This is a genomic window from Rhodoferax koreense (assembly GCF_001955695.1).
Taxonomy (GTDB): Bacteria; Pseudomonadota; Gammaproteobacteria; order Burkholderiales; family Burkholderiaceae_C; genus Rhodoferax_B; species Rhodoferax_B koreensis.
On record NZ_CP019236.1, the window covers coordinates 390,222 to 404,210 of the forward strand.

15 protein-coding genes are annotated in these 13,989 nt (G+C 66.7%); 7 read left to right on the forward strand and 8 right to left on the reverse strand.

Going from position 1 to position 13,989, the window contains the following annotated elements:
• The first annotated feature begins 31 nt into the window (after window positions 1-31).
• Entirely contained in the window at window positions 32-379 is a 348-nt protein-coding gene (locus RD110_RS01810; RefSeq protein ID WP_076196115.1) for a DUF4148 domain-containing protein, read from the forward strand.
• 108 nt (window positions 380-487) lie between these two features.
• Here RD110_RS01810 and RD110_RS01815 read toward each other — a convergent pair whose 3' ends face one another.
• The 6 genes from RD110_RS01815 to RD110_RS01840 all read right to left on the reverse strand — a co-directional run bounded on the left by RD110_RS01815 (window position 488) and on the right by RD110_RS01840 (window position 6,807).
• A complete protein-coding gene (locus RD110_RS01815) occupies window positions 488-1,405 on the reverse strand; it encodes an aldose 1-epimerase (protein ID WP_076196117.1) in 918 nt (305 codons plus the stop codon).
• A 19-nt stretch (window positions 1,406-1,424) separates the two neighbouring features.
• Window positions 1,425-2,627 (reverse strand): mandelate racemase/muconate lactonizing enzyme family protein, encoded by a 1,203-nt coding sequence (locus tag RD110_RS01820; protein WP_076196119.1) that lies wholly within the window; start codon window positions 2,625-2,627, stop codon window positions 1,425-1,427.
• A gap of 18 nt (window positions 2,628-2,645) precedes the next feature.
• Window positions 2,646-3,488, reverse strand: a complete 843-nt coding sequence (locus RD110_RS01825) for an ABC transporter permease (RefSeq protein ID WP_076196121.1) — start codon at window positions 3,486-3,488, stop codon at window positions 2,646-2,648.
• A gap of 89 nt (window positions 3,489-3,577) precedes the next feature.
• On the reverse strand, window positions 3,578-4,459 hold the full coding sequence (locus RD110_RS01830) for an ABC transporter permease (RefSeq protein WP_076196123.1): 882 nt from the start codon (window positions 4,457-4,459) through the stop codon (window positions 3,578-3,580).
• Window positions 4,456-5,556: an ABC transporter ATP-binding protein gene (locus RD110_RS01835; protein WP_076196125.1), complete on the reverse strand. Its 1,101-nt coding sequence runs from the start codon at window positions 5,554-5,556 to the stop codon at window positions 4,456-4,458. The genes RD110_RS01830 and RD110_RS01835 overlap by 4 nt, the downstream gene beginning before the upstream one ends.
• A gap of 63 nt (window positions 5,557-5,619) precedes the next feature.
• Window positions 5,620-6,807, reverse strand: a complete 1,188-nt coding sequence (locus RD110_RS01840; protein ID WP_076196127.1) for an extracellular solute-binding protein — start codon at window positions 6,805-6,807, stop codon at window positions 5,620-5,622.
• A 212-nt stretch (window positions 6,808-7,019) separates the two neighbouring features.
• Between RD110_RS01840 and RD110_RS01845 the strand changes: the two genes are divergently transcribed.
• Together RD110_RS01845 and RD110_RS01850 are read left to right on the forward strand one after the other, a co-directional pair.
• Complete coding sequence (locus RD110_RS01845) at window positions 7,020-7,952, forward strand: dihydrodipicolinate synthase family protein (protein WP_076196129.1); 933 nt, start codon at window positions 7,020-7,022, stop codon at window positions 7,950-7,952.
• Window positions 7,953-7,959: 7 nt separating this feature from the next.
• Window positions 7,960-8,649: a FadR/GntR family transcriptional regulator gene (locus RD110_RS01850; protein WP_076196131.1), complete on the forward strand. Its 690-nt coding sequence runs from the start codon at window positions 7,960-7,962 to the stop codon at window positions 8,647-8,649.
• Between the two features lie 22 nt (window positions 8,650-8,671).
• Here RD110_RS01850 and RD110_RS01855 read toward each other — a convergent pair whose 3' ends face one another.
• Together RD110_RS01855 and hemB are read right to left on the reverse strand one after the other, a co-directional pair.
• Window positions 8,672-9,766 carry a magnesium transporter CorA family protein gene (locus RD110_RS01855; protein ID WP_076196133.1) on the reverse strand — a complete coding sequence of 365 codons (1,095 nt, stop codon included), beginning with the start codon at window positions 9,764-9,766 and terminating at the stop codon, window positions 8,672-8,674.
• A gap of 48 nt (window positions 9,767-9,814) precedes the next feature.
• On the reverse strand, window positions 9,815-10,819 hold the full coding sequence (gene hemB / locus RD110_RS01860; protein ID WP_076196135.1) for a porphobilinogen synthase: 1,005 nt from the start codon (window positions 10,817-10,819) through the stop codon (window positions 9,815-9,817).
• A gap of 516 nt (window positions 10,820-11,335) precedes the next feature.
• On the opposite strand from hemB, the gene RD110_RS01865 reads away from it, so the two are divergent.
• The 4 genes from RD110_RS01865 to RD110_RS01880 all read left to right on the forward strand — a co-directional run bounded on the left by RD110_RS01865 (window position 11,336) and on the right by RD110_RS01880 (window position 13,952).
• Window positions 11,336-11,764, forward strand: coding sequence for a CopD family protein (locus RD110_RS01865; RefSeq protein WP_076196137.1), 429 nt, complete (start codon window positions 11,336-11,338; stop codon window positions 11,762-11,764).
• Between the two features lie 16 nt (window positions 11,765-11,780).
• Window positions 11,781-12,875: a VanZ family protein gene (locus RD110_RS01870; protein ID WP_076196139.1), complete on the forward strand. Its 1,095-nt coding sequence runs from the start codon at window positions 11,781-11,783 to the stop codon at window positions 12,873-12,875.
• A gap of 9 nt (window positions 12,876-12,884) precedes the next feature.
• Window positions 12,885-13,244: a (2Fe-2S) ferredoxin domain-containing protein gene (locus RD110_RS01875; protein WP_076196141.1), complete on the forward strand. Its 360-nt coding sequence runs from the start codon at window positions 12,885-12,887 to the stop codon at window positions 13,242-13,244.
• A 72-nt stretch (window positions 13,245-13,316) separates the two neighbouring features.
• On the forward strand, window positions 13,317-13,952 hold the full coding sequence (locus RD110_RS01880; RefSeq protein WP_076196143.1) for an alpha/beta hydrolase: 636 nt from the start codon (window positions 13,317-13,319) through the stop codon (window positions 13,950-13,952).
• Window positions 13,953-13,989: the final 37 nt, after the last annotated feature.

Consider the following 13,989-nt stretch of genomic DNA (forward strand, 5'->3'; position numbering starts at 1 on the left):
AAATTCTTAAACATCAATTGGGAAACCTATCATGAACACGACCAAGATTCTTTCTTCCGCCCTGATCGCCGTGGCTGCCCTGTCGGCCGCCAGCGCATTTGCCGGTGACAACAACAGCTATCCTGAACTGCCGGTGCAGGCCAGCACATTGACCCGTGCCCAGGTGCGTGCCGAAGTGGCGCAGGCCCAGCGCGATGGCACGCTGCAGATCAACAACGACGACTATCCGGCACAGGCCAGCGCGTTGACCAGCGTGAAGACGCGTGACCAGGTCAAGGCCGAACTGCGCGATGCCCAACGCGCCGGTTACACGCAACGCATCGACAACGCCTACCCGGGCGATGTGGCCCAGGGCGGCAACGCCAACGTGCGCGGCTGATCGACCGGCAAGGGCCGTCGGCAATCGACGGCTGCCAGTGGTTCCGACCCACGCCTGGGGCTTTCCATGGAAAGCGCCCGGGCGTTCTGCGTTGGGCGCGTGGCAGGATCAGGCGGGCAGGCGCAACGCCATGCGGCATGTCGTGCTGGCACCGGGTGCCAGCACAAGCCAGCCAGTATCCAAGTGGGTCATCGAGAGGACCGTGGCGTTTGACACATGCGTCACCGGCTCCACGCAGAAGTATCCTCGGCCCGCGGGCCGGTGCAGCACGAGGTGGCGCATCGCGTCGTCGGCCTGCAGGCGGATCGTCGTGCCGTCGGCCGCCTGCAGCCGGGCCTGGCCGTCCCAGCCGCCGTAATACTGCGTGAGCTCGGCATCGACGAGCGCGCGCGGCACGGTGTAGTCATCGGTCGTTGGTATTGGTCGAGGTGGCGTGCCCAGGAATTCGGCGTCGGGCGTCCAGACGTTTTGGGCCTCGAAGCCGATGCGGTGAGCGAAGCGGGCCGGGAAATACGGATGGAAACCCATGCCGCAGGGCATCTCCACCGTGTCGGTGTTCGTGACCTTCAACGTCAGGCTCAGGCCCTGTGGATCCAGCGCCACCGTCTGTTCGACGGAGAACGCCCACGGCCAGCCTTGTTGCCCGCGTTCGTGCGCATAGGCCATGACGGCGCTGTGCGTGTCCTGCCGCGCAAGGGTCCATGCGGCCTGCTGCGTGCCGCCGTGCAGCGCGTGTGTCTCGCCGGGGTGGATCGGCAACCGGGCCTCGCGGCCGGCCCAGGCGAACTGGCCGTGGCGGATGCGGTTCGAAAACGGGACCAGCGGATAACAGCCGGCCTTGGGCCAGGCTGTCGACTCGAAGCCGGCCTGGCGCACGTCGTCGCTCAGCGGCACGAGCCAGTCGATCGGGCCTTCGGCACCTGCCGACACCAGCCGCGTGATGCGCCCCCCGGCGGCGGGCGCGAGCGTGGCGGCGAGGCTGCCGTGGCGCAGCGTGATTTCGGGCGCGATGGACAAGTGCGTCACGGCGTATGACCCTTCGTGTTCAGAGCCGGCTGCTGCGCACGCTCACATCGCCGCGCGCCAGCAAGGCGGGCGACAGCGCCAGGCCGAGGCCTGCACCCGGCGGCACGGTGGCGAAGCCGTTCTTCACCTCGGGCAGTTGCGTGACCAGGTCGCGGTACCAGCCTGACAGATAAGCGCGGACCACCTCCTGCAGCACCACGTTGGGCGTGCTCATCGCCATGTGCAGCGACGCGGCCAGCACCACCGGGCCGGTGCAGTCGTGCGGCGCCACGGGTTTGTGGAAGGCCTGGGCGATGGCCGCGATCTTCTTGGCCTCGGAGATGCCGCCGACCCAGCTCAGGTCGAGCATCACGTAGTCCACTGCATTGCGCGTGAGCAGGTGCAGGAAGGGCTGGCGCGTGGCCAAGGTTTCGCTGGCGCAGACCGGGATGCGCACGCGCGAGCGGTATTCGGCGATGGTGTCCAGGTTGGTCATCTGGACCGGGTCTTCGGCCCAGTAGGGCTTGAACTCTTCGAGGGCCTGTGCGATGCGCACCGCCATCGGCAGGTTCCACATGGAGTGGAACTCCACCATGATGTCCATCTCTTCACCCACGGCGCGGCGGATCTCCCGGAAGGGCTTGAGCGCCGTGGCCAGGTCCTTCGCCGAGATGGCCTGCCCGCGGCTGGCCGCGGCGAAAGGATCGAAGGGCCAGATCTTCATCGCCTTGTAGCCCTCGGAGAGCAGGCTCTCGGCGAGCTGCGCCGGGCGTTTGACGAAGGCTTGCTGGTCCTCATACGGGCCTTCGGGCGCCACGTCGGCGCTGCCCTCGGTCACCACGCGGCGCTGCGTGGCGCTGTTGTAGGTGTAGCCGGCGCAGGTGTTGTAGACCGGTACCCGGTCGCGCACGGCACCGCCGAGCAACTGGTACAGCGGCTGGCCCGTGGCCTGGCCCAGCAGGTCCCACAGCGCGATGTCCACCGCGGACGCGGCGCGCGTCTCCACGCCGCTACCGGCAAAACCGATATAGCCGTGCAGCAGATGGTGATGGTGCGCCTCGATGGCCAGCGCGTCCTTGCCCAGCAGGTAGGGCGCGGTGAGCTCGTGGATCTGCGCCTGCACCGCCTGTGCGCCGCGGAAGGTCTCACCCAGGCCGACGAGGCCGCTGTCGGTGTGGATCTGCACCCAGGTGATGTTGGGATAGGCGGCCACATGGACCGTGTCGACTTGGGTGATCTTCATGCGGGGGTGCCAAAGCGTTCAGGCGGTTTGCGGATGTTCCTTGACGCGGCTCACCAGTTGCGTCGGGTTGACGAACTGCAGCGCGATCAAGAGCCAGACCAGCGTGATCGTCATGTAGATGATGGCCATCGCGTCCACCGATTGCGGCGCACGCACGCCCGCGGCGAACACCGCGTAGTACAGCGCCACCACCAGCGTCTGCGAATCGGGTCCGGCGGTGAGGAAGGTCAGCTCGAACATGCCGATGGTGCGCACCAGCACCAGCAGCGAGGCCGCCAGGATGCCCGGCGCCAACAGCGGCAGCAGCACATGCCAGAACAGCTTGAAGGTGCTGGCGCCGAACACGCGCGCCGCGGATTCCAGGTTGACGTCGATCTGCTCGATGAAGGGCGTCATCACCAGGATCATGAACGGCACGGCCGGAATCATGTTCGAGAGGATCACGCCGAAGATCGTGCCGGCGATGTGCGCCTGGTACATCACGGTGGCCAACGGAATGCCGTAGGTGATCGGCGGCACCATCAGCGGCAGCAGGAACAGGCCCATCAGGAGCCGCTTGCCCGGGAAGTCGCGTCGCGCCAGGGCATAGGCCGCGGGTACGCCGATCAGGATCGACAGGAACACCACGGCCGCCACCACCTGCACCGTGACCAGCAACACGCCGCCGAGTTGGAATTCCTTCCACGCGGCGAGGTACCAGTTGAAGGTGTAGCCGGCCGGCAACCAGGTGCCGAGCCAGCGCTGCGCTACCGAGCTGGTGGCCACGGCGGCGATCATCAGGCCGACGTTGATGAGGAAAAAAGCCATGACCAGGGCGATCAACGACTTCCAGAGCTTGGCCACGAGACGATGGCTGTCCATGTCAGTGGCGCCCGGCCGCCCGTAGGCACTGACGCGCCCCCTCGGGGGGCAGCGATACGCGAAGCGATGAGAGTGGGGGTCGTTTCATTTCATCCCTTTCCGCCGGTGACCGGACCGCGGTAGAACATGCCGCGCGCGCCGAGGATGGCCGCCACCACGAGCAACTGCACGAAGCCCATGATCATCGCCACCGCCGAGGCCATCGAATAATCGTATTGCTCGAAGGCCGCCTCGTAGGCCGCGATCGAGATCACGCGGGTCGCACCCGCCGGGGAGCCCAGCAGCACGGCGGAGGGGAACACCGAGAACGCCTGCACGAACGACAGTGCGAAGGCCATGGCCAGCCCCGGCACGAGCAGCGGCAGGTAGATGTAGCGGAACTGGTTCCAGGGCGATGCGCCGAGCGTGGCGGCCGCGCGCGGCAGTGTGGGGTCGATGCCGGTGATGTAGGAGAGCGTGAGCAGGAACGCGAACGGGAAGCCCGAGATCACCAGCGAGATCAGCACGCCCCAGTAGTTGTGGGTGAGCCGGATCGGCCCCTCGTACAGGTGCAGGAACTGCAGCGTCTGCGACAGCCAGCCGCGCGGGCCGAAGTAGCCCAGCATGCCCTGCGCGATCAGCACGGTGCCGAGCGTGAGCGGGATCACCAGCAGCGTGGTCACCCACTTCTGGTAGCGGCTCTTCAGGCGCATCTGGTAGGCAATGGGCAGGGCCACGCCGATGTTGATCACCGTGGCCGGCACCGCGAGCTTGAGCGTGGTGCCGATGGTGCTCCACAGGTTGTCGGTCGTGAAGAACTTCGTGTAGTTGGCCAGCCAGTTGCCTTCCATGGGTCGGAACGACAGTTGCAGTCCGTAGATGAACGGGTAGACGAACAGCACCACCATGAACAGCGTGGCCGGCACCAGCAACAGCAGCGAGCGGTCGAAGGACGAACCCAAACCGACGGACGCTCCGCGGTCGGCGATCATGGCGACACGCTCCCGTCGTCGGGATACGCCAGCACCTTGCCCGGGGCGATGTGCAGCAGCACGTTGTCGCCGACCTGGCAGCGCGCCGTGGTGCGCACGATGAGCTTCATGCCGGCCAGCGTCGACACGTCGACGATGTTGTCGTGGCCGCAGTATTCGACATTGGTGATGCGCACCGGGAAGCTGTTGTCGCCGGGCTCGGCCACGATGTCGAACTCCTCCGGGCGGATCGCCACCAGCGCGCTGCCGTCCAGCGGCTGCATGGCCCGTCCGGTCAGCAGCAGGCCACTGCCTTCGAGCCGCACCGTGCCGTTTCCGGTCTGGCGCACCGCCATCGGCAGCAGGTTGCGGTACCCCATGAAACGCGCCACGTGCAGGTTGGCCGGCTCGCTGTAGATCTTATGCGGCGCGTCGATCTGCTGGGCCACGCCGTCCTTCATGACCACCACGCGGTCGGCCAGCGACAGGGCTTCGTCCTGGTCGTGCGTGACGTAGATGGTGGCGCGGCCGAGTTCCTTGTGGATGCGGCGGATCTCGGCGCGCATCTCCAGGCGCAGCTTGGCGTCGAGGTTGGACAGTGGTTCGTCCATCAGCACCAGCGGCGGCTCGATGACGATGGCGCGTGCGATTGCCACCCGCTGCTGCTGCCCGCCGGAGAGCTGGCCCGGCAGCTTGTCCGCGTGGGCGTTGAGCTGCACCAGGTCGAGCGCGCGCTTCACGCGTTGCGCGGTTTCGGAGGACGACACGCCGCGCATCGCCAGGCCGAAGCCGACGTTCTTCGCCACGCTCATGTGCGGGAACAGCGCGTAGTTCTGGAACACCATGCCGAAGCCGCGTTTTTCCGGCGGCAGGATGTCGATGCGGGTGTCGTCGAGCCAGATGCCGCCGTCCGACACCGGCAGCAGGCCGGCGATGCAGTTCAGCGCGGTCGACTTGCCGCAGCCCGACGGTCCGAGCAGCGCGATGAATTCGCCGCGCCGGATGTTCATGGTGAGGCCGTCGAGCGCGGTAAAGACCTGCGCGCCCTGCGCCTTGTTCGCCAGGCCGAAACGTCGCGTCAGCCGGTCAAGCCGCAGCTCGGAGAAGTTTGAATTCATGAGGAGGGGGATTCAGAGACGAACACGGAAAAACCGGCAGCGCGGCTGCCGGTGGCGCTGGACTCACTTCGTCTTCTGCGTGCCGATTTCCTGGTCCCAGCGGCGGAACGCATCGACCATGGCCTTGGGCTCGAGCGGCGTGGCGTGCGGGAACTGCGCGAGCCAGCCGTCGTATTCGGGCCGGCCAAATTTCTTCAGCACGTCCTGGCTCGCCTGCGGCGCCAGGGACAGGGGCACGTTCTTCACCGCCGGGCCGGGGTAGAAGTAGCCGGTGTCGTAAGTCATCGCCTGTTGCTGCGGCTTGAGCAGGAAGGCCATGATGTCGAGCACCACGGCCTGCTTCTCGGGCGGCACGCCCTTGGGTATCACGACGTAGTGCGCGTCGTTGACCCAGGTCATGCCCTTGAACGGCAGCACCTTGTAGTTCTCGGGCACGATGCCGAGTGCGCGTGGGTTGATGTCCCAGCCGGTCACGGTGAGCGTCATGTCGCGCGAACCTTCGCCGAGCTCCTTCATCACCGCGCCCGTGCCTGTGGGGTAGTACTCGATGCAGGAGTTCAGCTCCTTCAGGTAGGCCCAGGTCTTGTCCCAGCCCTTCATCGGATCCATCGGGTCCTTGTCGCCGAGCAGGTAGGGCAGGCCCATCAGGAAGGTGCGGCCCGGGCCGGAGTTGGCCGGGCGCGCGTAGATCAGCTTGTTCGGGTTGGCCTTGCACCAGCTCAGCAACTCTGCCGGCGTGGTCGGCGGCGTCTTGACCTTGTCGGGGTTGAACTCCACCAGCGGGCCGGCCGGCATGAAGACGATGGCCACCCCATGGTCCTTGGCCAGGTCGTTCATCTTGCTGGCGCTGGGCAGGTAGTTGTCCTTCAGGCCGGGGAACTTGGCCGCGAAGTCGGGAAACAGCTTGGTCCAGAGGTTCATCTCCAGGCCCGCGGCCAGTGCGTCGGTGCCGACGATGATCATGTCGATGTCGCTGCGGCCCGCGCCCTGCATCGCCTTGACCTTGGCCGGCACTTCGGGGGCCGGCGCCTTGGTGAAGGTGAATTTCGACACCAGCTTGGGATTGGCGGCCTGGTAGGCCTCGAATGCGCCTTGCGTGAGTGCCAGGTTGCCGGCCGCGTCCACCACGTTGATCACGACGGGCGCGCTGGGCAGCGCCTGGGCCTGCAGCAGCGCAGGGCCGCCGAGGGCGAGCCCCGCGACGGCGGCCAGGGCCGCACGGCGGGTGCGCGGAAGAAAGGCTTGGGACATGGAGGTCTCCGGAATTGTTGTGGGTACAAACATTTTGTAATACAACTTTTTGCCGTGTCAATCACGTTTAACCTTGGATTGATCGCTTTACGCGCCTGAATTTAAAATTGTTAGCGCTGACGTTGTTTCAATTTAGATCGATTTAACTGGCATTTTCTGCATGTTGTCTTACAATTTAAGATCGATCGTTTTGCGTGCGAACGCCACAGACCATGAAGACCACCCCCATCAGCGTTGCCGAATTCGCGGGTTCCGTGCTGGCCGTACCGCCTTTGGCGCGCCGTGCCGACCTCTCCCTGGACGCCGCGCAGAACCACAGGCTGATGCGCCACATCGAGGCCGGCGGCCTGCGCACGCTGCTGTACGGCGGCAACGCCAACCTGTACCACACCTCGGTGCATGAATATGGCGAACTGCTGGCCTTGCTGGCCGACGGGGCGGCCGAGACGACCCGTGTGATTCCGGCCATCGGCCCCGACTTCGGCAAGATGATGGACCAGGCGCGGCTGCTGCGCGGCAGCGGTTACCGCACGGCCATGGTGCTGCCGATGCAGGGTTTCACCACGCCCGAAGGTGTGGCCGAGGGCATCGCGCGGGTGGTCGATTTCATGGGCATGCCGGTCACGCTGTACATCAAGAGCGAACAGACCATCGGCATCGAGGCGCTGGGTCGGCTGGTGGACGAAGGCCGGGTGCTGGTGGTGAAGTACGCCATCGTGCGCGAGGACCCGGCCGTCGATCCCTTCCTGCAGCAGCTCATCGCCCGCATCGGCACCGAGCGCATCGTCAGCGGCATGGGCGAGCGGCCGACGCTGGTGCATCTGGCGCGCTTCGGCCTGGCTTCGTTCACCACCGGCTCGGGCTGCATCGCGCCCGTGGCCTGCAATGCGCTCTTCAGCGCGCTGAAGGCGCGCGACCTGGCCGCCGCGCAGCCGATCTACGACCGCTTCCTGCCGCTGGAAACATTGCGCGATTCGATCTCTTTGATCCGTGTGCTGCACGACGCGGTGAGCCTGTCCGGCCTGGCTGACATGGGGCCGCATCTGCCGCTTCTGAGCGCCTCGCCGCCCGGGCGGCACGCCGAGATCCAGGCCGCCGCGGCGCAACTGCTGGCCTACAATCGAAGCTTCCCGAGCACTCTTTGAGCCCCCCATGAACAGCCGCCAGGCGGTCGGCCTTGTCGATCGCGTCTACAGCGAAATCCTCGGCCTGGTGGTGGATGGCGAATTCACCGAAGGCCAGAAGCTGCCGACCGAACAGGCCCTGACCGCGCGGTTCGAGGCCTCCCGGCCGACCATCCGCGAAGCCCTGTCGCGCCTGCGCGCCGACGGCATCATCGCCACGCGCCAGGGCTCGGGCACGGTGGTGGTCAAGCGGCCCGATCCGGACCTGCCGCGCTTCACGCCGCTGGAGACCATCTCCGACATCCAGCGCTGCTACGAATTCCGCATCGTCACCGAATCCGGTGCGGCGGCACTCGCCGCGCGCATGGCCGACGAGGCCGACCTGGCCGACCTCGATCGGCGTTTCCGCCGGCTCGACGCCGTGCTCAGCGAAGACAGCCTCGGCGTGCAGGAAGACTACGACTTCCACGTGGCCATCGCCCGCGCCTCGAAGAACCAGTTCTTCGTCTCGGTGATTGTGTCGATGCAGACGCAGGTCCTGTTCAGCATGAACCTCATGCGCAACCTCTCGCTGGTGAAGACCGCCGAGCGCCGCCGGCTCGTGCAGGACGAGCACGAGGCCGTGCTGCAGGCGCTGCGGGCGCGGGACCCGGACGCCGCCTCCGCGGCGATGCGGACGCACCTGGAGCGCGCACGCGACCGCATGTTCGGCACCTGAAGCGCCGGCCCCGCTGCGGGCGCTACCGCGTCTTGGCCAGGTACTGCTTGCGCCAGAACAGCAGGCCGAGCGCGAGCGCGATCAGCACCATCGCGCCCATCGCCCACCAGAAGCCGGCCTGCCGGTGCAACAGCGGGATGAATTCGAAGTTCATGCCGAAGATGCCGGCGATCAGGTTCAAGGGCAGGAAGATGGCCGTGAGCGCGGTGAGGGTGCGCATGATGTCGTTGGTGCGGTTGCCCTGCGCGCTGAAGTGCATCTGCACCGCCGTCTCCGCGCTCTGTTCGAGCCGGCGCACGTGGTGCACCACGCGCTCGATGTGCTCCAGCACGTCGCGGCTGCGCACGGCCAGCAGGTCGCGGTCGCGTTGCGCCGCGGGGGAGACGGCGGGGGGCCAGCTCTCGATCGCATCGGTCCAGTCCTGCAGGGCGGCGCGCTGGTCCTCGCAGATCTCGTCGAGACGGTGCAGCCCGAGGCGCACGTCGAGCAGCGTCGACCAGTTGTGGAAACGCGTGCGCGGGTTCAGCAGCTCGGCCTGCCAGTGGTCGATCTGGCGCGTGAGCTCGCGGCGCAGGTCCAGGTAGCCGTCCACCATCTGGTTGACGATGCGCAGCATCAGGTCGGCCGGGCTGACCGGCAGGCGCAGCGCCACGCCGTTGCGCATCTCGGTGGCGCCGGTCTGCAGCAGCTTCGCCGCAAACGCGTCGCGCACGGCGCAGTCGTCGGGATGCACCGTCAGCAGCACCTGGTCGAACACCGCGAAGCCCACCGGGTTGGTGTTGATGCGGCGCAGCACCGGCGGGCCGCTTTGTTTGGTGCCGGGCGGCTGGACCGGGTCGGCATCCGCGCTGCCGGTGGCCAGGCGCCGGAACACCAGCACGTCGTATTGCGAGGTGTAGTCGTAATGGGAGGGCAGTTGCGGATTCAGCAGGTCGGAGATGTGCAGGTCGACGAGTTGCATGCCGCACAGGGCCTGCAGCGTGGCCTGGATCTGCGCCTGTTGAGCTTCGAACTCGCGGCGCGCGCAGGCGATCCACAGGAAGCCCGAGCGCGGCGGCGTGTTGGGCAGGAGGTCGGTCTCGGCCACCTGCGGGCCGTCGATGGTGAAGATGCGCATCGCTTATAAAAAAAGTGGCTCTGACGCAGATGTTTCCTGCGGAGTCAGCTATCGATTCTGTAGTAATTTCGCGGCGTCGAGCGCGAAATAGGTCAGCACACCGTCGGCGCCGGCGCGCTTGAAGGCGAGCAGGCTTTCCATCATCACCAGGTCGTGGTCGAGCCAGCCGTTCTGCGCCGCGGCCTTGAGCATGGCGTATTCGCCGCTGACCTGGTAGGCGAAGGTCGGCACGCGGAATTCGTCCTTCACGCGGCGCACGATGTCCAGGTAGGGCATGCCGGGCTTGACCATCACCATGTCGGCGCCTTCGGCGATGTCCATGGCCACTTCGCGCAGGGCTTCGTCGCTGTTGCCCGGGTCCATCTGGTAGACCTTCTTGTTGCTCTTGCCGAGGTTGGCGGCCGAGCCCACGGCGTCGCGGAACGGGCCGTAGAAGGCGCTCGCGTACTTGGCGCTGTAGGCCATGATGCGGGTGTGGACCAGCTTCTTGGCTTCGAGCGCGTCTCGAATCGCGCCGATCCGGCCGTCCATCATGTCGCTCGGAGCGACGATGTCCACGCCGGCCTCGGCCTGGGTCAGCGCCTGCTGCACCAGCACCTCGATGGTGGCTTCGTTGAGGATGTAGCCATCGTCGTCCGGCAGGCCGTCCTGGCCATGGCTGGTGTAGGGGTCGAGGGCCACGTCGGTCATCACGCCGAGTTCGGGGAAACGCCGCTTCAACTCGCGCACGACGCGCGGCACCAGGCCGTCGGGATTCGTGGCCTCCACGCCGTCGTAGGTCTTGAGCGAACCATCGACGACGGGGAACAGGGCCATCACCGGGATCTGCAGCGCCACGCATTGCTCGGCCACCGGCAGCAACAGGTCCAGGCTCAGGCGCTCCACGCCTGGCATCGAGGCGACGGCCTCGCGGCGGTTCGCGCCATCGAGCACGAAGACCGGGTAGATCAGGTCGTGCGCGGTCAGTGCGTTCTCGCGGACCAGGTTGCGGGTGAAGGTGTCGCGGCGCAGACGGCGTGGCCGGCCGGCGGGATAGGGGGCGTGCAGTGTCATGGGGAAAATTGTGCCTGAATAGGCTCACCCCCAGGCTTTTTCACTGCGTGTAAACGCCAACCCCCTGGCAGGGGGCAACGCTGGCGGCCCGGCGGAGCCGGTTCCGCGGCGTTCTGGAAGGGGCACCATCACGAGTATTCAATGCCGTTTGGGTTGGACTTGCCGAAGAGCTTCTGGCTTTGGCAGCATTGCACCACCCTGGGGAATGTCCCATTGAATCCGCTTGACCGCGGCGTTAGATTGCGCCTGGGGCGGCTTGCCGCTCCCCCGCTTTACCTCCCTGAGCGGGCGCCTCGCGGTGTAACAACTTACAGGCTTGGCTGCCCCGGACGTGCTCGCATGGCCGGGGCATTTTTTCGCGTTCGTCGAAGCCGTACGAATCAGAACATCAAGGTCTGAACCTTCCAGAAACACCGCGGAACCGGCTTTGCCGGGCCGCTGGTGTTGCCCCCTGCAAGGGGGTGGGCGCCGCGACACGCAGTGCGCGGCAACCTGGGGGTGAGCCTAAACTATGTCATGCTCTGGATCAAAGCCTTTCACATCGTCTTCATCGCCAGCTGGTTCGCCGGCCTGTTCTACCTGCCGCGCCTCTTCGTGAACCTGGCGATGGTGCCCGCCGGCTCCACGGCCGAGCGCGAACGGCTGCTGCTGATGGCGGGCAAGCTGCTGCGCTTCACCACCATGCTGGCCGTGCCGGCGGTGCTGCTCGGTGCCTGGCTGTGGCTCGGCTACGGCATCGGGCGGGGCCCGGGCAATGGCTGGATGCATGCCAAGCTCGGCGTGGTGCTGCTGGTGATCGGCTACCACCATGGCTGCGCCGTGATGCTGCGCAAGATGCGCGCGGGCGCACCGATGCGCAGCCACACCTGGTACCGCTGGTTCAACGAGGTGCCGGTGCTGTTGCTGCTGGCGGCGGTGGTGCTGGTGGTCGTCAAACCGTTCTGAGGCCGAGGCGGCGGCCATGCACAAGACTTCCGCCTGGCCCCTGGCGCTGATGTATGTTGGTCTCATCATCTACGCCAGCCTGTACCCGTTCGCCGATTGGCGCGACCAGGGCATCGAACCCTGGGCTTTCCTGTTCGCGGCGCTGCCCAAGTACTGGACCGGCTTCGACGTGGCGATCAACGTCGCCGGTTATGCGCCACTGGGTTTTCTCCTGGCCCTGAGCGCGCTGCGTTCGGGTCTGACCGACCGGCCGGTCATCGTGGCCGTGGTGGCCGGCGCGGGGCTGTCGCTGGTGATGGAAACGCTGCAGTCCTACCTGCCGATGCGGGTGCCGTCGAATGTCGATTTCGCATTGAACACCGTGGGCGCCTGCCTCGGTGCCATCGTCGCCTGGCTGCTCGAGATTGCCGGCGTGGTCGCGCACTGGAGCCGGTTCCGTGCGCGCTGGTTCGTGGAAGACGCGCGTGGCGCGCTGGTGATGCTGGCGCTGTGGCCGATGGCGCTTCTGTTTCCCGCGGCCGTGCCGTTGGGGCTTGGCCAGGTGCTCGAACGCGTGGAGGCGGCGCTGGCCGATGCGCTGGAAGACACCCCCTTCCTCGACTGGCTGCCGGTGCGCGACGTGGAACTGCAGCCGCTGGTGCCCAGCGCCGAGCTGGTGTGCGTGATGCTCGGCGCACTCGTGCCCTGCCTGATCGGCTACAGCGTGATCCGCAGCCGGCGCCAGCGTGCGGTGTTCGCGGTGGTGATGCTCGGCCTGGGGCTTGGCGCATCGGCGCTGTCGGCCGCGCTGAGCTACGGTCCGGCGCATGCGTTCGAATGGCTGAGCCTGCCGGTGCGGGTGGGGCTGTGGGCGGGCGCGGCGCTGGCCGTGCTGTTGCTGGCCGTGCCGCGGCGCGGTTGTGCGGCCCTGGCGCTGATGGCGCTGGTGCTGCACCTGAGCGTGCTGAACCAGGCGCCGGCCAGCGCCTATTTCTGGCAGACCCTGCAGACCTGGGAGCAGGGCCGCTTCATCCGCTTCAACGGCCTGGCGCAGTGGCTGGGCTGGCTCTGGCCTTATGCCGCGCTGGTCTATGTGATCGGCCGCGTGTCGCAGCGGGAGCTGGAAAACTAGAATGGCCCCATGAGCGAAAAACCTATGGATTTGCAGCCGTCGGCGTCATATTACGAGCGGCACATCTTCTTCTGCCTCAACGAACGCAAGAACGGGGAGGACTCCTGTTCCATGCACGGCGCGCAGGCGGGTTTCGACCGCTGCAAGTCGCAGGTCAAGGCCGCGGGCCTGGCCGGGCCGGGCAAGGTGCGGGTCAACAAGGCCGGCTGCCTGGACCGCTGCGCCGCCGGCCCGGTGGCCGTGGTCTACCCGGAAGCCGTGTGGTACAGCTTCGTGGACGAGAGCGACATCGACGAGATCGTCGAGTCGCACCTCAAGAACGGCCAGGTGGTCGAACGGCTGCTCGTGCCGCCGCATCTCGGCCGTTGAAGCATTTGAAGAAATTTGGGCGATAACGCAGGTCCGTCCTGCGTAGTTTGCTCTTGATTTGGTAGCAACACCGTGAACGCATCCACGCAGAAAATGAGCCTGACCGGCGCCGCTGGCCGCATCGAAGCCGTGATCGACGCGCCCTCGCTCGCCGACGGCCAGTCGCCGCGCGGCGTGGCCGTGCTGGCGCATCCGCACCCGCTGTTCGCCGGCACCATGGACAACAAGGTGGTGCAGACCCTGGCCCGCGCCTTCGTGGCCTGCGGCTGGCAGGCCGTGCGCTTCAACTTCCGCGGCGTCGGGGCCACCGAAGGGGTGTACGACGAAGGCCGCGGCGAGATGGAAGATCTGCTGGCCGTGGTGGCGCAGACCGCTGGCGACGGGCCCCTGGCGCTGGCCGGTTTCTCGTTTGGCGCCTTCGTCACCAGTCATGCGGTGGCGGCGCTGTGGCCCACGCGGCCTCTGGAAAAGCTGGTGCTGGTCGGCACGGCGGCGTCGCGTTTCACGGTGGCGAGCCTGCCGCCCGAGGCGCATGAGCGTGCACTGGTGGTGCATGGCGAAGCCGACGACACCGTTCCACTCGCTTCGGTGATGGATTGGGCGCGGCCGCAGACACTTCCGGTTACGGTCATCCCAGGAGGCGGTCATTTCTTTCACGGACAATTGCCGCTTCTGAAAAATCTGGTGGTGCGCCACCTGCGATCCTGAACCTTCGCCGCCGTCGCGGGGTCGTATGGCGGCCTGC

Coding starts and splice junctions, on each gene's coding strand:
- RD110_RS01840 (WP_076196127.1), bottom strand. CDS start 6,807: ATGTCCCAAGCCTTTCTTCCGCGCACCCGCCGTGCGGCCCTGGCCGCC.
- hemB (WP_076196135.1), bottom strand. CDS start 10,819: ATGACACTGCACGCCCCCTATCCCGCCGGCCGGCCACGCCGTCTGCGC.
- RD110_RS01875 (WP_076196141.1), top strand. CDS start 12,885: ATGAGCGAAAAACCTATGGATTTGCAGCCGTCGGCGTCATATTACGAG.
- RD110_RS01850 (WP_076196131.1), top strand. CDS start 7,960: ATGAACAGCCGCCAGGCGGTCGGCCTTGTCGATCGCGTCTACAGCGAA.
- RD110_RS01830 (WP_076196123.1), bottom strand. CDS start 4,459: ATGATCGCCGACCGCGGAGCGTCCGTCGGTTTGGGTTCGTCCTTCGAC.
- RD110_RS01865 (WP_076196137.1), top strand. CDS start 11,336: ATGCTCTGGATCAAAGCCTTTCACATCGTCTTCATCGCCAGCTGGTTC.
- RD110_RS01870 (WP_076196139.1), top strand. CDS start 11,781: ATGCACAAGACTTCCGCCTGGCCCCTGGCGCTGATGTATGTTGGTCTC.
- RD110_RS01825 (WP_076196121.1), bottom strand. CDS start 3,488: ATGGACAGCCATCGTCTCGTGGCCAAGCTCTGGAAGTCGTTGATCGCC.
- RD110_RS01820 (WP_076196119.1), bottom strand. CDS start 2,627: ATGAAGATCACCCAAGTCGACACGGTCCATGTGGCCGCCTATCCCAAC.
- RD110_RS01810 (WP_076196115.1), top strand. CDS start 32: ATGAACACGACCAAGATTCTTTCTTCCGCCCTGATCGCCGTGGCTGCC.
- RD110_RS01845 (WP_076196129.1), top strand. CDS start 7,020: ATGAAGACCACCCCCATCAGCGTTGCCGAATTCGCGGGTTCCGTGCTG.
- RD110_RS01855 (WP_076196133.1), bottom strand. CDS start 9,766: ATGCGCATCTTCACCATCGACGGCCCGCAGGTGGCCGAGACCGACCTC.
- RD110_RS01835 (WP_076196125.1), bottom strand. CDS start 5,556: ATGAATTCAAACTTCTCCGAGCTGCGGCTTGACCGGCTGACGCGACGT.